The organism is Acinetobacter sp. NyZ410 (assembly GCF_022828975.1).
Lineage (GTDB): Bacteria > Pseudomonadota > Gammaproteobacteria > Pseudomonadales > Moraxellaceae > Acinetobacter > Acinetobacter guillouiae.
Window position 1 is genome coordinate 3,840,359 of sequence record NZ_CP094620.1, and the last position, 20,521, is coordinate 3,860,879.

The 20,521-nt window shown below is 39.9% G+C and carries 17 protein-coding genes and 1 pseudogene; 4 read left to right on the plus strand and 14 right to left on the minus strand.

The window, feature by feature from the left end; all coding sequences use genetic code 11:
* Positions 1–104: 104 nt before the first annotated feature.
* Entirely contained in the window at positions 105–857 is a 753-nt protein-coding gene (locus tag MTO68_RS18195; protein WP_244013786.1) for an SDR family oxidoreductase, read from the minus strand.
* A gap of 123 nt (positions 858–980) precedes the next feature.
* Between MTO68_RS18195 and MTO68_RS18200 the strand changes: the two genes are divergently transcribed.
* Positions 981–1,877 carry a LysR family transcriptional regulator gene (locus MTO68_RS18200; protein WP_244013788.1) on the plus strand — a complete coding sequence of 299 codons (897 nt, stop codon included), beginning with the start codon at positions 981–983 and terminating at the stop codon, positions 1,875–1,877.
* 66 nt (positions 1,878–1,943) lie between these two features.
* Here the strand turns inward: MTO68_RS18200 and MTO68_RS18205 are convergent, their stop codons facing one another.
* The 5 genes from MTO68_RS18205 to MTO68_RS18225 all read right to left on the minus strand — a co-directional run bounded on the left by MTO68_RS18205 (position 1,944) and on the right by MTO68_RS18225 (position 5,591).
* On the minus strand, positions 1,944–2,633 hold the full coding sequence (locus tag MTO68_RS18205) for an oxidoreductase (RefSeq protein WP_244013790.1): 690 nt from the start codon (positions 2,631–2,633) through the stop codon (positions 1,944–1,946).
* 1 nt (position 2,634) lies between these two features.
* Positions 2,635–3,408 (minus strand): SDR family NAD(P)-dependent oxidoreductase, encoded by a 774-nt coding sequence (locus MTO68_RS18210; protein WP_244013792.1) that lies wholly within the window; start codon positions 3,406–3,408, stop codon positions 2,635–2,637.
* Positions 3,405–4,085, minus strand: a complete 681-nt coding sequence (locus tag MTO68_RS18215) for a glutathione S-transferase family protein (RefSeq protein WP_004823501.1) — start codon at positions 4,083–4,085, stop codon at positions 3,405–3,407. Before MTO68_RS18215 ends, MTO68_RS18210 begins: the two co-directional genes overlap by 4 nt.
* Before the next feature lie 171 nt (positions 4,086–4,256).
* Positions 4,257–4,694 (minus strand): PaaI family thioesterase, encoded by a 438-nt coding sequence (locus MTO68_RS18220; RefSeq protein ID WP_244013794.1) that lies wholly within the window; start codon positions 4,692–4,694, stop codon positions 4,257–4,259.
* 30 nt (positions 4,695–4,724) lie between these two features.
* Positions 4,725–5,591, minus strand: coding sequence for a metal-dependent hydrolase (locus tag MTO68_RS18225; RefSeq protein WP_004823502.1), 867 nt, complete (start codon positions 5,589–5,591; stop codon positions 4,725–4,727).
* Between the two features lie 666 nt (positions 5,592–6,257).
* Between MTO68_RS18225 and MTO68_RS18230 the strand changes: the two genes are divergently transcribed.
* Positions 6,258–8,486, plus strand: coding sequence for a phospholipase C, phosphocholine-specific (locus MTO68_RS18230; RefSeq protein WP_244013795.1), 2,229 nt, complete (start codon positions 6,258–6,260; stop codon positions 8,484–8,486).
* Positions 8,487–8,593: 107 nt separating this feature from the next.
* On the opposite strand, the gene MTO68_RS18235 is transcribed toward MTO68_RS18230, so the two are convergent.
* From MTO68_RS18235 to MTO68_RS18255, 5 genes and pseudogenes are all read right to left on the minus strand, one after another.
* Positions 8,594–9,337 carry an ABC-type transport auxiliary lipoprotein family protein gene (locus tag MTO68_RS18235; protein WP_244013797.1) on the minus strand — a complete coding sequence of 248 codons (744 nt, stop codon included), beginning with the start codon at positions 9,335–9,337 and terminating at the stop codon, positions 8,594–8,596.
* Positions 9,327–10,994, minus strand: coding sequence for an MlaD family protein (locus MTO68_RS18240; protein WP_167468956.1), 1,668 nt, complete (start codon positions 10,992–10,994; stop codon positions 9,327–9,329). The genes MTO68_RS18235 and MTO68_RS18240 overlap by 11 nt, the downstream gene beginning before the upstream one ends.
* Positions 10,995–11,008: 14 nt before the next feature.
* Positions 11,009–11,812, minus strand: a pseudogene (locus MTO68_RS18245) (paraquat-inducible protein A); the annotation flags it as partial.
* Entirely contained in the window at positions 11,809–12,450 is a 642-nt protein-coding gene (locus MTO68_RS18250) for a paraquat-inducible protein A (RefSeq protein WP_244016000.1), read from the minus strand. The gene MTO68_RS18250 and the pseudogene MTO68_RS18245, both read right to left, overlap by 4 nt.
* Before the next feature lie 241 nt (positions 12,451–12,691).
* Positions 12,692–13,585: a LysR family transcriptional regulator gene (locus tag MTO68_RS18255; RefSeq protein WP_244013799.1), complete on the minus strand. Its 894-nt coding sequence runs from the start codon at positions 13,583–13,585 to the stop codon at positions 12,692–12,694.
* A gap of 100 nt (positions 13,586–13,685) precedes the next feature.
* Between MTO68_RS18255 and MTO68_RS18260 the strand changes: the two genes are divergently transcribed.
* Both MTO68_RS18260 and MTO68_RS18265 read left to right on the plus strand, forming a co-directional pair.
* On the plus strand, positions 13,686–15,026 hold the full coding sequence (locus MTO68_RS18260; protein WP_244013801.1) for an MFS transporter: 1,341 nt from the start codon (positions 13,686–13,688) through the stop codon (positions 15,024–15,026).
* A complete protein-coding gene (locus MTO68_RS18265) occupies positions 15,019–15,426 on the plus strand; it encodes a hypothetical protein (RefSeq protein ID WP_244013803.1) in 408 nt (135 codons plus the stop codon). The genes MTO68_RS18260 and MTO68_RS18265 overlap by 8 nt, the downstream gene beginning before the upstream one ends.
* Before the next feature lie 240 nt (positions 15,427–15,666).
* Here MTO68_RS18265 and MTO68_RS18270 read toward each other — a convergent pair whose 3' ends face one another.
* From MTO68_RS18270 to MTO68_RS18280, 3 genes are all read right to left on the minus strand, one after another.
* A complete protein-coding gene (locus tag MTO68_RS18270; protein WP_244013805.1) occupies positions 15,667–16,899 on the minus strand; it encodes an HlyD family efflux transporter periplasmic adaptor subunit in 1,233 nt (410 codons plus the stop codon).
* A 79-nt stretch (positions 16,900–16,978) separates the two neighbouring features.
* Positions 16,979–19,162: a type I secretion system permease/ATPase gene (locus tag MTO68_RS18275; RefSeq protein WP_244013807.1), complete on the minus strand. Its 2,184-nt coding sequence runs from the start codon at positions 19,160–19,162 to the stop codon at positions 16,979–16,981.
* 46 nt (positions 19,163–19,208) lie between these two features.
* On the minus strand, positions 19,209–20,417 hold the full coding sequence (locus tag MTO68_RS18280; protein WP_244013809.1) for a TolC family protein: 1,209 nt from the start codon (positions 20,415–20,417) through the stop codon (positions 19,209–19,211).
* Between the last annotated feature and the right edge of the window lie 104 nt (positions 20,418–20,521).

Below are 20,521 nucleotides of genomic sequence, written 5' to 3' on the forward strand. Positions count from 1 at the left end.
CACAGGTCTTGATCTCATCAGAATCTGGGGCGGTAGCAGATAAATAAAGTGATTATCCTCTATCGCCCCAATTAAAGACTTGGGTCAGGATTTTCCCTATGCAATTAAACGATCCCACCATTGACCCGAAGGACTTGGGCATTGACCCAATTACTCGCCTCATTTACGGCGAAATCCAACACTGCGGCAATATCTTCTACAGTGCCTAAACGCTCTAAAGGTGCAGCTTTGCTCAACTGAGCAATCAATTCATCACTTTTGCCTTCAAGAAAAAGCTCTGTTGCCGTAGGCCCAGGTGCAATTGCATTTACCGTAATATTTTTTCCTCTTAACTCTTTGGCTAAAATAGCCGTTAAAGATTCAATAGCAGCTTTTGATGCAGTATAAACACCATAGGTTCCGAGTTTCATCCCCACCACACTGCTGGATAAATTAATAATTTTACCGCCCTTTTGCAGTCGCTTAGCAGCTTCACGCATGGTATATAAGGGGCCTTTAATATTAATTGCTAAAACTTGATCAATACTTTCATCGTCTAATTGTTCAATCTTACTTAATTTCAAAATCCCTGCATTATTGATCAGCACGTCCAATCGACCATAGGTTTGAATTGCATAATCAAATAATGCAGTCACTTCATTGGAATGGCTGATGTTGGCTTTAAAGAGACTCGCTGTTCCACCTAACGCTTGAATACTGCTCAAGACATGCTCCGCCTCTTTATCGTTACTGGCATAATTGATAATGATCTTATGGCCTTGCTGTGCCAATAAGCTGGCAGTAAATGCACCAATCCCGCGAGAAGCGCCTGTAATTAAAATCACTTTTTCTTGCTGTGTATGATCTGTTGTATGCATCGTGATAACCTCATGGAATAAAATATACCTCTAATCGTGTCTATGATACTGTTCAGATAAAACCAGATAATCTAGTTAAACCTGACATCTTTATCCGAATAAATCGAACAATTGGAATGGCGTATGGATAAACTCAATGCAATGTCTGCTTTCGTCAATGTGGTTGAACAACAAAGTTTTACCAAAGCTGCGCAGATCTTAAATCTGCCACGCTCAACCCTGACCGATGCAATTAAACAATTAGAATTCCAACTCAATACGCGCTTATTGTTGCGTACCACTCGTCAGGTAAAAGCAACCGATGAAGGCCATATTTATTATGAACGCTGCAAATATATCTTGGCTTATATCAATGAGTCTGATCATGATTTTCTTGATGCAAAACCTCAAGGGCCTTTAAAAATCGCAGTTCATGGTATTTTTGCTGCGCATTTTATTCTGCCAAAATTAAATGATTTTTTAACTGAGTTTCCACAGATACAGTTGCAACTCACCGAAAGTGACCGTTATGTAGATCTGATAAAAGAAGGCATTGATTGTGTCATTCGTATAGGTCAGCTCAATAATAGTGAATTAATTGTTAGGCATCTGGGCGATATTCAACAAGTGACTTTAGCCAGTCCAAAATACTTAGAAAAATATGGCACACCACAACGCTTAGACGATCTGCAATCACATTTTATGGTCGGATTTTATTCTTCTGCTCGACAAAAGCCACTGCCGCTTGAGTTTCTGACAGGCAAGAAAACACAGTTTTTTGAGTTGCCGTTAAAGATTCAAGTCAATGGTGCAAATACCTATGCAGCAGCAGCCAAACAGCATTTTGGGATTATCCAAGCACCGCGTTATGGTTATTTATCTGAGCTAGAGCAAGGCACACTTTGTCAAATTTTAACTGACTATCCTGTTCCATCCCTGCCTATTTCTTTACTTTATCCATCAAAAACACTGGTTTCACCACGACAAAAAGTTTTTATCGAATGGATTGTACGATTGTTTCAGGATAATCCATTGCTTTGAAGTTTGAATCACGCTGCTTGATGGATATGATTAACTAGCGCTCTCTCGCATTGATCCCCATAGTATTTATACGCCAACACTCAATTCCTGACTCCAAGTTGAATCAGGTTGTTGATAAAGATGCCAACACATATTTTTAACCGAATCCATCAAGACAACATTCTGACTATGCCAACTTTCCAACATACAATAAGTGATATGGATACCTTTAGGATGAAACTCTCTTGCCAAAGATTGTGCCAATGCCCGAATACTGGCAAACATACTCTGAGTTAAGCCATTATTTTCAGCGATCAAGTTGGGCTGTGTTCCTAGAAAGATCAAAGTTCCTTGTGACTTTATCAACATCTGTCGAATAATCGCTTGGGCAATATTTACCGCAGCCAAACCAGTATTTTGCCAAAGCTGTTCGACCTGTTGGGCTGAAGCATCGGAATTCGACAATGATTTTGAAAAATCAGCTTGGAAAATACACAGTTCAATTGAATGCCCTGTTCGTTGAATATAGCCAACTAAATTTTTTAAAGCAGTCGGATTGATCAGATTCAAACGAACCCGCTTTAGACCTGAATCTTGTTGCTCAATCTTTAGATTGGTTTGGGTAGAATCATGCTGAACTTGATATACAGGCATTGTACTATTGTGTGCTTGATCCACAAAAAGCTGGCTGAGCGAGTGGGTTTCATTGCCAATAACAACAATACAGCCCTGTAGTTTGGATTTTTTTCTCAGCAATGGAGGAATTAAATTGTACATATTAGAATTTCTCCTGATAAGGACGTAAATCCAGCTCATGGGTCCATAAATCACGTTTTTGTTGATAAAGCATCCAATAATTCTCAGCAATCGCTTCGATATTTAATCCACCTGTGCCTCGTGTAAGTCTCAGTAAGCGTCCTAAACCAAATACAGCCTTATTGACACGATCACCATCGACCATGCCATCAACAATAATATGTGCAACATGGATGTTTTGAGGCTTATATATCTGGGCGAGATGCAGTACGTAATTACGTAATGCGGATTTGCCCATGGTAAATGCCGCAAAAAAAGGTTTACCACGAAGAGATGCACTTGCCCCGGTAAAAATCAGTGTGCCATATTGCTGTTGTTCAAATATTTTTAAGGCATGTTGTGACACTAAAAAAGCCGATAAAAAAGTAGAACGCCACATTTGAGTAAAAAACTGAAGAGAGGTCTTTAAAAAAATTGAGGGAATATTGCCGCCCACATTATGAATAACAGCGACGAGATGCTCCTTTTGTGCATTCCTCTCCGCAAAAAAAGTCTGCACTTGTTGTTCATTTTCAGCATCCAAAGCATGTGCTACGGCGTGTCCACCTTGCGCATTGATTGAATCAGCCACGGCTTGCACTTTCGCTAAAGTACGCCCCACAACATGTACTTTTAATTTTTCTTGAGCAAAACGACGACAAACTGCTGCTCCAATTCCTTGTTCAGCACCTACGCCCATAACAACCACACATGGAAGTGTTGCTATATTTTGAGATGTTGCATTCTGCGTATTCATAGCAAGTCGATCCATTGAGCAATAGAAGGATAAGCTTTAATTTTAGCGCCCCAAATTTTACTGGTGCGGACAATCTCTAAAAGCTGCGAACCAACCGCAATATCAGCCAGTGTTTTACCTTCGCCAACCAACCACCCTGTTTGCGCCAACACCAATTCGATACGCTCTAAATGACGAATAAATTCCGCCTCAATATCCTGCTTGGCCATGCGACCTGTCCCCTGCATTTTAAGTTGCAGGTTTAATGTTGCTTTGAGCAAGGGTTTTAACAGATATATTTCATGTTTGGGGCGACCTTTTGCACTCATTTCAACCGCATGATCTAAGGCATCAGCATCACTGACACGAAAGTGCACCTCATAGAAATATAACAACTCGTCTGACCAATCTTCCCAAAGCTCAACATAGGCCTTTTGCAAAGGATCAGCAGGATATAAACGTGGTAAGTCTGGGTAAGCATCATCAAGATAACGTGCAATACGGGTACTGTCCTGAATACGTTGACCATCAATATCCAGAACAGGAACCTTGCCTGCTTTACTGAGCATTGGCACTTTTGCACCCAGTACACCGTTATAATCCACAGTCTGATAAGCAATCCCTTTAAATTGCAACATTCTGGCAACTTTTTGGCAAAAAGGTGAGATTTCCCATTGATGTAATACAACTGAATTCATTTTATATTCTCAGCTTAACTTTGGGTCGATTGATATTCGATGAACTACATCACAGGATCAGCGCTTAATACATCAACGGCCTGATTCAAAGGCGATAAATCAAAAAATCTGAATTAAAAGCCATGATCCAAAAAATTATGGTTTAAAGCCATGATGCAGAAATAGAATCTTTCAACGACGGATGATCATATTGGTTGCTGTTGCATGCGCATACAATTTTCCTTCTTCATCTCGAAGATAGCCTTCTGAAATGACTAAGTTTTTCCCTACGTTGATGACTTTACCTTCAGCCATTAACTTTTTATTAAATGGCATTGGGCGGCACATTTTTATCGCAAGATCAGTGGTTCCATAGCCCTCACCCGCAGCCAAGACGGTATGTGTGGCACACCCTGTCACTGAATCCAATATCGTTGCGGCAAAACCACCATGTACTCCACCCAATGGGTTGCTATGACGTTCATCCGCAACGGCCATAAATACAATGCGACCATATTCAACGTCTCCGACTTCCTCCATCCCCATGGTTTTTGCAATACCAGGCGCTGGCACCAGTCCTTTTTGGAATGCTTGCATAATTTCCAGACCAGTCATATTGAGTGGATTCATCATTATTTCCTATTTTGATAAATAAAATACTTATTGGAGAAGGGTTGATTGTTCAGGGGATAAGCCAATTTTTACTTTAGTTTGTGCGACAATTTCGGATTCATCGGTATCATTCGGATGAAAATCAAACTGATAATAAGAGAAAAATTGCGGTACCAGCTTACGATAGGCTTGCACTGTAAACCCAGCAAACTTAGTCCAAGACTTAAGGTTTAATAATTGTTTATCTCTCGACATTAACACTACTTGATATACATTAGAAAATAGTGTGATCAGCACAAGACTAAATGTAAAAATCGCCACGCGAGGAATGTAGGCATCTAAGCCCTTACCATATAAATATTCATACATGTCATAAGCCACAGCCTTGTGTTCGGTTTCTTCAACACTGTGCCATAACCATAAATTGCGAATAGTGGTATCGGTCATTAACTCATTGACATTTTTCATCATCTCTACCACCAACACTGCGGTGTAATGTTCCAGACCCACTGTGACCAAGAGATTCCATTTTTTAGGAAAGGCACGTTCTACCGCTTTTAATATAATCCCCGTGGCTTTTTCTAAGGATTCAGGATCTAAACCATATTGTTGTGCACTGACATGAAAAGCATGGTGTTCTTTAGAGTGCATGGCTTCTTGCCCAATAAAGGCACCAATATCACGATCTAATTGTGGATTGTTTTTAATTTTTCCACGTAAGGCGCGCACTGAACGGACAAAGTACGATTCACCTTCAGGAAAAAGCGTCGATAGACCTGTGAAGTAATGGGTAAAGGTTGGTTCGTCATTACACCAATACTTGGGCATATCCTGAAATTCATAATCCATACGACGTACTGGAAATGATGCAGGTGTTTTTTGCTTTGATTTTTCTTTCACCGCTGATATAGACATGGTTCACCTCAAGAATTTATCTTAAAATAACAAGTTCTAAAAAAGAACTTGTAAAATTAAAATAATGGTCCACGTTGATCTTGTCAATGATGTGAATACGTTAAAGCTTCAGGTTGTCCTTAAATGACAGTATCATTCCTATAAAGACAATCGATCTAAGCCAAAAACTTAAAAGCTGTTTTTATCCATCGCATTTTCACCTGATGCATGATTATTCATCCTATAAAAATATGACTAATAAAATTAATCATTTAAAAAAAAATGCTGAATAGATATCTTAGAGTTCAACAACAGTTCAAATTAAAATTAAACATCTCCCTCTAATCTCTCCATCAAAACTGATTAAGCTTTTCCAGTTTTATTTTCTATTTCTATCTGGATTTCTATCTCAATTTCTAGCGCTATTGCCATGTCAATGATTTGTCATAAAGGTGACACCTTGCTGTCACAAGCGCTGTCTAATGTGTGGGCATCTTTATAATGGACGAAACACATGTTAAGAAAATCGAAACAATGGCTATCCTACATTTATATTTTCCCCATTTTACTGGCACTCACAGCTTGTAATGATTCAAATGATGATAAGACCAGCACACAGCCTGATGGATCTAAAAAACCATTAATGCGTTGCGCACCATAAACATAAAAATACCAAAGGGAAATATTGTGATTAATCGTCGTCAATTTTTAGCAAATACACTTAAAACAAGTTTTGGTGCTGCTGCCTTATCTACATTTCCAGCCAGCATTCAAAAAGCATTGGCTATTCCTGCAAATAATAAAACAGGTACCATTCAGGATGTCGAACATGTGGTGATCCTGATGCAGGAAAACCGTTCATTTGACCATTATTTTGGTACATTAAAAGGCGTTCGTGGTTTTGCCGACCGCTTAACCATTCCTTTGCAAAATGATCGTACTGTATGGCAACAACAACGAAGTAACGGTGCCTTATTAACCCCTTTTCATTTAGATGGATCGAGTAATAATGCACAACGTGCACCCGGTACAAATCATACTTGGGTGGATAGCCAAAAAGCTTGGGACAACGGCCGTATGTCAAATTGGCCAACCCATAAAACTGATTATGCAATGGGTTATTTTAAAGAGCAGGAAATCCCTTATCAGTTTGCTTTAGCCAATGCTTTTACCATTTGCGATGCATATCACTGTTCAATGCACACAGGTACAGATGCCAATCGTTCATTTCATTTAACAGGTACCAATGGCGCAGTACCGACCAGTACCGCGTTTGTGAATAATGAATGGGACTGGATTGATGGTGATCCCCAAAACGTTGATGTCGGCTACACATGGAAAACCTATGCTGAACGTTTAGAAGAAGCAGGTGTTAACTGGATTTGCTATCAAAATATGCCAGACGAATGGGGCGATAACATGCTCGGTGCATTCCGTACCTTTAAAAAAGCCAATATTGCTTCAGGTTACCCAGTTTCAAGTGGTGGTGCGCCAAATAGTCCATACAATAAAGCAGCGCAACCGTTACCTTATAAAGCTTATGATGCCACAACCGATAATGCTAAAAATCCACTATATAAAGGTATCGCAAACACCCTGCCCGGCAATAAACCCGAAGAGTTTTTAGATGCTTTTAAAAATGATATCAAAACAGGCAAACTTCCCCAAGTGTCTTGGATCAATGCACCTTCTATCTATTGTGAACATCCAGGTCCATCAAGCCCAGTACAAGGTTCTTGGTTTATTCAAGAAATCTTAGATGCTTTAACAGCAGTGCCAGAGGTTTGGAGTAAAACCGTTTTCTTGATCAATTTTGATGAAAATGATGGTTATTTTGACCATGTTCCGTCTCCATCAGCACCGACCTTACAAGCAGACAATACTTATGCGGGTAAATCCACACTCAGCCAAGCTGATATGCAGCATGAATATTATCTACATGACGCGCCACTAGGCAGCAGCAGCCAGCCTAAAAAAGACAATGGTGTTTATGGACCGGGCCCACGGGTACCACTCTTTGTAATTTCACCATGGAGTCGTGGTGGTGTGGTTAACTCTCAAGTGTTTGATCATACGTCAGTATTAATGTTTTTAGAACAACGCTTTGGGGTAAAAGAAACGAATATCAGTCCTTATCGTCGTGCGATTTGTGGTGATTTAACCTCAGCATTTAATTTTAAGACCCCAAATGAAGATGTACTGCCAGAATTAAATGGTAAACAAACCCGTGAGCAAGCAGATCAACTTCGTTCAGCTCAGCAAAAGTTGCCCAATGTTCCGATTCCAACCAATTTACAACTTCCAATTCAAGCCAGTGGTATTCGCCCATCTAAAGCATTGCCTTATGAATTACATACCAGTGCACGTTGTCAAAATGATGGAACAGTTAAACTCTTGTTCTCGAATACAGGGACTCAAGGTGCAGTTTTTCATGTCTATGATAAATTAAATCTCAGCCGTGTCCCACGTCGTTACATAGTAGAAGCGGGTAAAACACTGGATGATGTTTGGAATGTGAAAAAGGATAATCAAGGCTTATACGATCTTTGGGTGATGGGACCAAATGGTTTTCATCGCCATTTCAAAGGTGATTTAAATCGTAATCAAACCCTGCAAATCAATCCTGAAATTCGAGTGTGTTATGATATTGCCAATGGTAATGTTTATTTAGACCTGACCAATACAGGCACGAAAGATGTTGAATTGGTCATTAGCCCAGTCGTCTATCGTAGTGACGCAGCGTTAAAAATCAGTGTAAAAGCAGGTCAAACATCAACACGACATTGGGAACTGAAAGATACATGGCAATGGTATGATTTTGCCGTAACTTGTACTCAGGACACTAAGTTTTATCGACGCTTTGCAGGACGCGTTGAAACAGGTGCAGATTCTGTCAGTGATCCAGCGATGGTTTAATATTTAAAGAATTTTAAATATTCAGTTTTTTAGATTATTAACACTGAATCAAATTTAACAGCACCCCAGCTTTATTTAAAACTGGGGTGCTGTTTTATAGTGCTTGCTTAGGAACAAGTCACCCCTTCCATCACCACAGCTTTATTGGCTTCAGTCGCAACAACAGAAGCAGCAATTGCTTCAACCACCTTACTCAATGACTGCCGTGAAACACTGACTATATCGACAATTTTATTGCCATCTGCACCAACTGCATCGGTAAATGCCATTCGACAACTGAGTTGTCGGTTCGGCAAAACTGCATTTTGTACCCCTGTTGGCTGATTTAAGGGTCTGGCTGGATCATCACGTTTAATAATCCAAGCAACTGCCACCTCAATATCCCGGTTCATCGCACCCATTAACGAACGTGTGTCGGAGTGTTCAATAATATCAAACCGAGAAAAGTCGGTTGCAATACGGTAAGAGACTTTACCACCTGTCATACCACTGCTGTAACGATCGACAGCACCTAATTTCTGTTGCAAACCCGCAGACAATCCATCACGTAACTCTGCCCCCAACGTGGACGTCCAGCGTTCGTTATCCAATACATTAGATTTACCACTGCTGTCCTGTAAGACCAAAGGCGCCCTGTTTAAACGGTCGGGTAATCCCACTGGCAGGACTTCAATCACCCGTACATTTGAACTCACCAACGGTTTAACCGTTGGCGTCAAACTATAGTAGTTTGGTGTAGGCGAACTGGAACAGCCAGCTAAACCCACAATGGCCAGTAACAGACCACAACCTGCTCGACTAGACTGCGGCAAATAGGACAGAAAATGTGAGCTATTTTTTTTATTTAGCATTCTTAACCTCAGGCGTTTTCCCACGAATGAGTGATTCAGGGTGTTGTTCAATATAGTCAGCCATTAGCTGTAAAGATGCGGCAGCACGTGTCATTTGCTGTAAAGCACGGCGTACATCCTGTTGCATTGGCGCATCACTGGATAGAATGGTTTCAGTAGAGCGCATGGTTTTACGTACATCATCCAAAGTCGCCTGTAGTCCTGGCGCAACTTTCCCATCCAACTGTTTCACCAATTTATCTGTAGAGCTAATCGCTGAATTCATATTATTGAGGGTTTTACGTACATCCTGCCCAATTTCCACCAATGGGAATTTATTCAGTTTATCCGCAATTTGCGATACTTGTGCTTGTAATCCCTTCAACTCGGTTGGTGTGGTTGGAACCTCAATCACACCATTTGATCTGATGATTAAGTTTGCTGGTTTTGCTTTAGGGAATAGATCAAAAGCGATATAGTTCTGCCCTGTCAGTAGATTTCCAGTACGCATCTGAGCACGCCAGCCTCTTTCGATAAAGCGTTTAAAAATCACACCATCAGGATCAAGTTCTTTGCCATTGGCTAAACGAGATGGATAAATGACCCCCTCAGCCCGCATCCGAATCTGAGTATAATTTGCATCAAACTCCGCATTAATCGACTGAATATTACCAATTTCAATCCCCATAAAGTCAATCGGTGCACCTGCCGACAAGCCACGTAAAGACTGATCAAAATACATAATGATACGATGTGGATTTCCATCTGGCTCTTTCAAAGCTTCAGTACGAGAATCCCATAAATTAAAACGACTTTGATCCGAAGCAACAGCAGCATGTGAATTCTCAGGATAACCGAAAGCAATCCCGCCAGCGATAATACTCACCAGAGACTGGGTATCTAGTTTAAATCCTGATGCACTTAAGCTGACATCGACACCACTGGCCTGCCAAAAACGCGCATCTGTGGTCACAAACTTATCATAAGGTGCTTGAATAAAGGTCTGTAACTCAACACTCTTACCATCTTTGGCCAACTGATAAGCCGTGATTTGACCCACATTGATCTGACGATAATAAATAGGAGAACCGATATCCAGTGAGCCTAAGTTATTGGCTTTGAGGAAAAAGATTTTACCTGGTACATCTGATGAGATGACTGGAGGAACTTCTAAGCCAGTGAACTCATCCTGTTTTTGTTCTGCCTTACCACCATCAACTTCAATATATGCACCCGACAATAAGGTATCAATTCCGGAGACGCCACTGGCACCAATGCGTGGGCGAACCACCCAGAAGCGTGAGTCTTTTGCAGCAAAATTACTGGCATCCTTACGCAGTTCAATTTTGGCAATGACATGTGAATGATCATCAGCAAGATCAATTTGGCGAACAAGACCGATATCCACTTGTTTAAAACGAACAGTCGTCTTACCTGCAACCAGCCCTTCAGCCGTTCTAAAAGCAACATTAATGGTCGGGCCAGTATCTAATACCGCTTTGACTGCCAACGACAGACCTATCAGCAAGGCAATAAACGGAATCAGCCAGATCAACGATGGTCGCCAGCGTCCTTTATTTTTCTCAGGTTCAGGCAAAATCTGCTGCGTTTCATCTACAGCATGAGGATCCTGATGATCTGAGCTTTCGTTATTGGTTTTATTTTCAGACATACACACCCATCATTGTTTGATTGACTGGAATTGGATAAATCATGATTCAAGGGAGCATGATCCACGTGAATCACATCTGAGCCTTGCAGGGAAAGCCCGTTCTTGTTGCGCGTATTCTGGGCAGCAGAATAATTATCCCAAATAATACGCGGGTCAAAACTCAGTGAAGCAAACATGGTTAAAACCACCACTGCACCAAAAGCAACCGCGCCCGGCCCAGCGAGAATAGTTGCCAGTGATTGAATCTGAATCAGGGCGGTCAATAAAGCCACCACAAAAACATCAATCATCGACCATCGACCGATAAACTCGACAATCCGATAAAGCATTGAGCAATGCTCAGGAGAAAAATGCAAACGTTTAGAAGACTGCATTTTTACTGCAATCAACAGAAAACACAGAATTAAAAGTTTTAACATGGGAATAAAGATACTGGCCATAAAAATAACAACAGAAACCAAATAATCCCCATTCTGCCAAAAATAGATCACACCACTCATGATCGTATCTTGCTGACTGCCTAACAAAGAATCTGTGACGGTCATCGGAAGTACATTGGCTGGAATATATAAAATACTCGCCGCAATCACCAAAGCAAGGGTTCTGTCTAAGCTCTTTGGTTTACGTTGATGCAGCACACTATGACATTTCAAGCAATGTGAAGCATGTTTTTCTTCAATCTCTGGAACCTGTTTATTGAGTGTTCCACAGCAATGACAAAGCACCAAAGACAAATCTTTGGCTCTTGGGTATTGCAACGAATTTTTATTGTCTGTATTCGCTGAGTATTTTGAAAAATTAGCCTGAGACTGTTCAGTTTTCATGAGAGTCTCCTGTCAATCTCATCCCAAAGATCTTTGACTTTTACTGAGGCAATATAAACCAGCAACACACTCAGTATGGAGAATCCCCATAATGCAACGCCCGGAATCACCACAACCATCCCGACCAGTTTAACCAAAGTGACCAATACCCCAATCAAAAATACTTCAACCATTCCCCATGTTCTAAATAAAAACAGAGTACGAAATGCTGCAACTAAATAACGAGGCCGAACTTTAAAAAAATGAACGGATGAAAGTACATAGAACAGCAGCAATAAATCCAATAGAGGCACCACGAAAGTCGTGATAAGAATCAACACACCTACTGGCCCTTGCCCGGCATGAAACATTGCCCATGCTGCACCCAGTAATGTTGTCTGGGAATCATTCCCCTGCAATTCCACCTTAACAATCGGAAAACTATTGGCAATCACAAATACGATTAGCGCTGTTGTTACCATTGCCAGTAAGACACTAAACGGCTTGCTTTGCCGATAAAGCTCAGCACCACAACAGAGACAATAAGCACGCTCACCTTGGGTCAGCTGAATTCGATGATAGAGCGTGTCACATTCCTCACAGGCAACCAGCCTTTGCGGTGCAATATCACCATTTTGAATCAATGCTTGCTGATTCATAGGAGTAGAAACTGGCGGACAGGAGGACGGTTCACGCATAGAACATCAACACCATTTTATAAATTTTTTTTAGACCGAAGCTCATCTTGCTATATTTTACTGAGCTGTATACAGATGAGTTGTGATATTTTTTGATGATATCCTGTTGGTTTTATATAAACAATTGATCTGGCGAAATCTAGTCTAACAATTGACCACGCATTTTATCTATTTGCAATAGCAAACGCCTATTTTGACATGATTAAAAACACAGTCGTTGCACCAAAAAATCGATAAAGACACGGGTTTTTGCTGGCAAGGTTCCCGTATTCGGATAGAGCAATTGGACATTTTGTACAGGTAAATCAAAATCAGCTAACACCCGAGTTAAACGATTTTGCTGAATATCTTCATCGACCAACCAAGCTGGCGATATCGCAACGCCCAATGAAGCAAGTGTCATCTGATGTATCGCTTCTGCCGAATTAGATTCATACTGACTTCTAACAAAAGGCAATGTATGTTTTTCACCTTGATCATTTTGTAAAACATATTGCGCATCCTGCCAATTCAATAAGCGATGACCAATCCAAGGAACATGTGCTAAATCAGCAATGCTATTGATTGGATAACGTTGTAAAAATTCAGGGCTGGCAACCAAATAAATCGGATATTCAGCAATTTTTCGTGTCCGCATTGATGAGTCTTTTAAGTTTCCCAACCGAATGACCAAATCTAATTTTTCAGTGACTAAATCATCTAAGGAAGAATTAAATGAATATTGTAGTTGTAATTGAGGATATTGGCGGCAAAACTCACCCAGCAAAGGTAAGATGAATTTTCGTCCAAATTCATTGGTCGATGAAAAACGTAATATCCCAGTGACACTTGTGGCTAAATTTTGACTGCGCTCAAAAGCTTCTTCGATTTGCAATTGAATGTGTTTGAAATCCTCATAAAAGCTTTTGCCTATTTCAGTCAGTGCGATATTGCGTGTATTACGAATCAGCAAACTCACATTTAAATGCTGTTCTAAATGCTTGATATCAATACTCACCATCGATCGACTTAAACCCAAAATCTCTGCTGCCTTGGTAAATGATCCTGAATCAACCACTTGCAGAAAACTTATAATCTGTTTTAGGTTTTTTTGCATAATTACACTGATTGTTTGAAATTATTAAACAATGATTTTACTTCGCATGCATCGACAATAAAAGGCCTGAATCGTACCCTCCTGCATCTTGGAGGTCGCTATGTCATATCGCTATAAAATAGCAACAGTGTTTTTACTTGGGTTCTTTATTGATTGCATCAATATTTTCATGTCTGCAATTGCCTTACCCGATATAGCAACAGCTTTCTCAGTCAGCCCATCGATGGTTGCATGGGTAAGCAATGCTTATATTTTAGGTTTGGTTTTAATCATGCCCATGAGCTTATGGTTAGCAAGCGTATTGGGTGATCGGAAATTGCTATGTTATTCAATGCTGCTCTTTTCCGTCAGCGTTTGGTTGATTGGCATGAGTGAATCAATCCATAGTTTAATTTTTTGGAGATTTGTTCAGGGTGTGGCTGGCGGATTATTAATCCCTGTCGGTCAAGCATTGGTATTTGCACTGTTTCCAAATCATGAACGGCAACGTATCTCCACAATGATCATGGCAATTGCATTAATTGCACCCGCCTTTTCACCAACGATTGGCGGCATAATTATTGATGCTTTGTCTTGGCGTTGGGTGTTTTTTGCCAATATCCCCTTTACCATGATCACTGCTTTTTTAGCGTGGCGATGGATCAAAGAAACTCAAGCTAAAACGTCTGGAAAACCTGACTTTTTAGGACTGTTTATGGTCAATGTCAGCCTGTTGTGTTTGTTACTCTCTTTCTCATTATTTAACGATTACCATAGTGTTATACTCGCGATCAGTAGCTTTCTACTTTCCGTCACAATGCTTCTGATTTATCTCAAATACGCAAAAGGATCTGCTCATCCGATTCTTAATTTACAATTGTTAAAAAATTATAATTTACGCAATGCATTTATCGTTTATTACGCAGTACCCGGTATTTTTACTGGTGTGAATTTACTGAATATCTTTAATTTACAACGTAACCTTGAGTTTAATGCAAAACAGACTGGCTTATTTATGCTGCTCTATGCTGTAGGCGCATTAGTATCGATGACCAGCGGTGGACTTCTCTATCGCCATCTCGGTAAAAAGCAACTTTTTATAATCGGTATTACGCTACATAGTTTAGGAATTTCACTGTTGTTCTGGGTTTCAAATGCCAATGATTTAAGTACCTTAATTGTTGCTTATCTACTGATGGGAATGGGTGGTGGTCTAAGTGCCAATACTGCCCAAATCAGTGCCCTCATCGATTTTAACGGCCAAGACTTATTACAAGGCAGTGTGCTGTGGAACATTAATCGACAAGTCGCTTTTAGTTTAGGTACAGTTGTCCTTATTTCAATCTTTAATCTGTTACCTGCTGCAAATGACTTAATACGTTATCAGCATACTTTTTTGCTTGCAGCACTGCTCTGCCTCTTATCATTAATTTCCATTTTTAAGGAGAAAACCCATGTCTAATCCTATGGACAATGCATTACAACATGTCATCGATTTACATATTTTGATTGAAAATGTATTTACAGGTCAAAATGCAAAAGAAAGCCTAAATCAACTCTTAGCCAGTTTTGACCCAAATTTTAAAATGATTACGACGCAAGGCAATGTCATTGGTTTACCCGAAATAAATACCTTGTTTAGTCAAAATGTAGGTAACAAACCCGCGTTAAAAATTAAAATCTTAAATACGCGTGCTTTATTTGAAGCAGACAACCACTGCTGGATTCAATATCAAGAACATCAACAAAGCCATGAACTTGATACATTACGCATATCGACGGCTTGTATCAAAGTTGAATCAGGTCAATGTTATTGGGTTTATCTACATGAAACATTGGTCAATTTAGCCTCATCGAGTTAGCTGAATTAACCGCTATTGGTTTAGCTCAAAATAATGTTATTGAATAAACTTATACAAGATTGAGGCTATTTGAACGCGATAACTCAGCATTAAACAATGATCTATTCTATTGTTTAAAGAAGTTTTCACTTTAGCAAAAATCACCTCCCCCAATCTTGACCTATCAACGACAAGGTCATATTTGGGGGATAGATCAAAAACATGAAATGGTTCTAACTTAATTGTTTAGGCCCGTGGTTTTTATCTCTCTTGTAAAGCTTGTTTCATCCGCGTAATCGGTTTAATCAAGTATTGAAATACGGTCTTTTCACCGGTCTTTACATCAACAGTGGTCACCATGCCGGGAATAATCGGAAGCTTTTTCCCTTGTTTATCCACTAAACTATTTGCATCGGTTTTGACCAAGATACGATAGTAGACTTCATTTTGGTTTAATTTCAATTCACTATTACGTTTGTCATTACTCAGAGTATCGGGACTAATCAGTGTCACCACCCCCTCTAAGCCACCATAAATCGAATAATCATAGGCACTTATTTTAACAACAGCAGGCAATCCGGGACGAAGAAAAGCCACATCCTGTGGGCGTATATAAGCTTCAACCAAAAGTTTGTCATCTAAAGGAACAATTTCTAAAATATCTTGTCCTGCATTGACCACACCGCCCACTGTATTAATTTTAATATTTTTCACAATACCGCGAAGCGGTGCTTGAATAAATGAACGATCAACAGGATCCGCACGCATCGCCATATTTTCTCGCGCCTGTGCCAACTCAGCTTCTGTTTTTACCAACTCATTATTCGCATCGGTTAAATAGAGATTTTTCCGATCTAAAATTTGCGCACCTAGATCTGCCGATTGTCGTTGCATACGCAATACTTCCACATTTGAAACCAATCCCTGCTGTGCCAGCGGTTGGGTAATCGAAATCTCATGATCCAAGAAACTTTTACTGGCTTTTAATGCTTCGATCGCATCGACCATCGACTGTCGTCTTACCGTATAAGCCTGATATTCTCTTTGCTTTAATTCGCTTGAAATCTCTTGAGGAAATATCGGCTTCGTCTCTGTAGTTTCCGCTTTCAGTCGTGCTGCAATTGCGGTTAAATTTTCAACCTTAGCCTCGCTCTCTCTTAAAATAGCAGAACTGCGAGTATCATCCAGTTTGAGTAGAATTTGATTTTTTTCAACAACATCCCCTTCTTTCACTCTCATTTCCATGATAATCCCAGGGTCTAAGCTTTGAATAATTTGCTCACGACTACTAGAGATAATACTTCCTTGGCCTCGCGTCACCTCTTCTAAGGTACTGTTATACGCCCAAATTAAAAATACGACGATTAACACGAATAGCAAGGCAATTACCGCGAAATAGCCATAATGTTTTTCTTGCTGTAAGGCGCCATTCAAATCGTTTAACAGCTTCAAATCAGATTGGCTGATTGGAGGCTGTTTAGTTTGTTTTTTCATTTCTTTCACTTACTTAATCTGCATAATCATAACAACATCGTTTCTCATCCGACCAAATCTTGACGTTTAAAGCATCAGGTTATTTACGGATCCGAGCACTTACACTCACCCGATGAACTTTGGGTTTTACAGAAGGAATATTTGGGGGTTGTTGTTGAACTAATTTGGCAAGAATCTCTGCTTTAGGACCGTCCATCGTAATGGCACCATTTTCCATCACAATAATACGGTCAACCAATGCAAGGACTTGGGGACGATGGGTAACCACCAATAATGTTCTTTGCTTTGCCCAGTTTTGAAGCGCATCTAAGGCAGATAATTCTGTTTCTTGATCTAGTCCAGTGGTGGGTTCATCAAGCAGTACAACTTGTGGGTCACGTAAGGTTAATCTTGCTAAAGCAATGAGTTGCTTTTGCCCGCCAGATAACCCTAAGCCGTTTTCACCGAGTTGCATGTCTAAGCCTTGCGGATGCTGATTGATCACCTTATCGAGGCCAAACTGATGTAAGACATGCATTAACTGTTGATCAGTTGAAAAATGATCAGTTCTGGCCAATTCGAGATTGTCCCTAAGCGTACCCAAAAATAAACGAGGACTTTGGCTAAGTAAACTGACTTTGCTTCGTAAATCACTTGGGTCGATTTGACGTATATCAATATTGTCTAAAGTAACATGACCTGCATTGGCCTCATAAAGACCACTTGCGAGTTTTAATAAAGTACTTTTTCCACTCCCAATATGTCCCAAAATGGCAACTTTTTCACCTGAGTTAATATTTAGGGTTATGTCTTTGACTGCTGGTGATGCATCTCGTTGATATTGAAATTGGATATGCTCAAAAGCGATCTGACCTTCGACCGATGCTAAACTGATATATTGACGGCTAGGATCGCGCTCAATAGGTCTTGCAACAATATTATTAATCCCCTGCAAGGCCAATTTGGCTGACTGAAATTTAATCGCCAAACTGGCTATTTGGGATAATGGCGCAAGTGCTCGACCAGATAAAATCACCGAGGCAATCAATGCCCCCATGGTAATTTTATAATCGGGATTACTGCTGTGAATTAAATAAGTTCCGAATACCACCAAGAAGACAGTATTTAACTGCTGCATACTTGCGGCAAAATTCACCACCAAATTACTTAAATTTCGAACTTTAATCGAAGATACAGAAGTTTTTGCAGTGAAATTATCCCAACGTTGCTGCGCCCAATTTGTGGCATTATTGGTTTTTAACGTCTCGATTCCATCAATTGCTTCAACTGCCAAGCCTTGTCTTTGAGATGACTCCTTCATAGACTCATTGATATAGCGAGCCAATGGTCTTTGCACAAAAAAGCCCACTGCAATCATAATTGGGATTAAGGCCAAGGGCACAAAGGCCAGCTTGCCACCGACTAATCCAATCACACTGATAAATAAAAATAGAAAAGGCAAATCAACAATGGTCAGTAAACTCGCACTGGTCATAAACTCGCGAACTGCTTCAAACTCACGTAGATTATTGGCATAGGCCCCAGCCGAACTTGGACGATCGACCAAACGTAACTGCATAACGCGTCTAAAGAGTGCCGAGCTAATAATTAAATCTGCTTTTTTACCTGCAATATCAGTTAAATAAGAACGAATTAATTTAGAAATAAACTCAAAACTAATCGCGATGATCACACCAATACTTAACACCCATAATGTTTCAAAAGCTTGGTTTGGGATAACACGGTCATATACATTCATAACGTATAGTGAACTTAATAAAGCTAAAAAATTAATCATCAGTGTTGCCAATACAACTTGATAATAATATTTTCTAAATCGCCAAATCACCTTCCAAAACCAAGCTTTAGGCAAATGATATTCAGGTAAATCAGAACGTAAGTCTGATTGAACTTTTGGCTTAATAAACCAACAAAATCCTAAGTACAATTGTTCCAACTGCATTGCAGTGATGACTTTGGTCATCCCATCTGTTTGCAATAAATGATAAGTCCGTTCGTCAGCATGATATGTAACTTCGGTAATCACCGCAGCTTCTTCATTTTTTAATAAGATCGTGACAGGTAAAGCAAGTGCTGGAATATCTTGTAAAGATCGCTTCGACAATTGGTTATCAAAACCATAACTCCGTAAAACCTCTGTGAGCGTGCCATAATCAATCTTTAAATCTTGATCACGCCCAACCCGCGCCAATAAAGCAGCTTCACTAATCGGACTACCTAATAATTTAGTCGTTAATGCGATATGTGAAATAATAGATTTCATGTTGTTCTACTTAAATAAATACTTTGAAAATAATCGGGAAACCAAGTTAGTTTGTGACACCAGCCCACTGACTGATTTTGGCTTGAGCCAATAAATACTCTAAAGTCGCAGCTCTAAAATCATTACGAGCTTCCACTTCTGTTGCTTCAATATTTGCAAGCTCGTTATAAGCATCGAGTACATCAATTAATGTCCGGCGAGAGATTTTGAATTGTTGTTCATAAGCCCAAACGACTTTTTGTTGAACATCAATATATTGATTCACTAATTTAACGCGTTGTTCATTTTGAGACATATCGAACATGGCTGTTCGACTACGTTCAATGGTATCGCGTAAGCTTTGTTGCATACGCGATGCTACAGCGATTTTGGTTTGATTTTTTTGTGAGATCTTATGCTTTGAACCTTGGTTAAAGATGTCCCATGACATTCTTAAATAGATTTCTTTATTATCTGGACTTGCCGTCCCTTCTAAATTAATACTTGGCATTTGAGCCGCTTTAGACACTTTAATATCTTCAAGTGCACTTTCATGTTCTGCTTTTTGTGCTAAATAACTGGGTATTTGATCAACCTCAGCACGATGGTATTGGGTAATAAAATCTTGAGATGCCATTCCATAAAAAGGATCAACAATCGTATCTGGTGCTAAAAAATCTTGCGTGTAGACTTCTAATCGACTCACAGTTAAACCTAAAGTACGTCGTAATTCAGCAATACCTGTTTCTACTTTTAGTCGACGTGCCTGAGCTTGGGCCAACTCACTGAGCCGACCTGAATCATGTTGCACAATAATATTTAAATCATGCAGCATTTTATCGTGGCGTTTTAAATTTCGTTCTGCAACAACCAAAGACTCTTTGGTCCTTAATGCGGTTAAATACAATGTACTGATTTTATAACCAAGGTCTTCTCTGGTTTGTTCAGCAGTATATTGATAATAAGCTTCCTTTTTCTTATCTCGATCAACGGCTGCTTCGATCCCACCCCAAGCATAAACATTGACTGTCGCGCGTAGACCTGGAGCAAAATGCGTTTCTCGCGCATTACTTTCATATTTATGTTGTTGACCGAGCACTTGAGTCCCTATAGCACTGACAATCGGATAATGTTCAGCCTTAGTCGTCTGCATCGTACTATGTGCAAAAGACACATTTGCCTGAGCCTCCTGTATCACAGGATCATTGACCAGCGCTTGTTTGAGTATCTCTTTTAACGTCGCTGCATGTACCAATGGGCTATGTATTGCCAACATCCCTATAAAACACAGAGATATTGACCGTGTCAGTTTTCTATTCATTTGCATTGATGAGTTCTATCGGCTACCAGAAATACAATCAATGGCTATAAAAAATAACC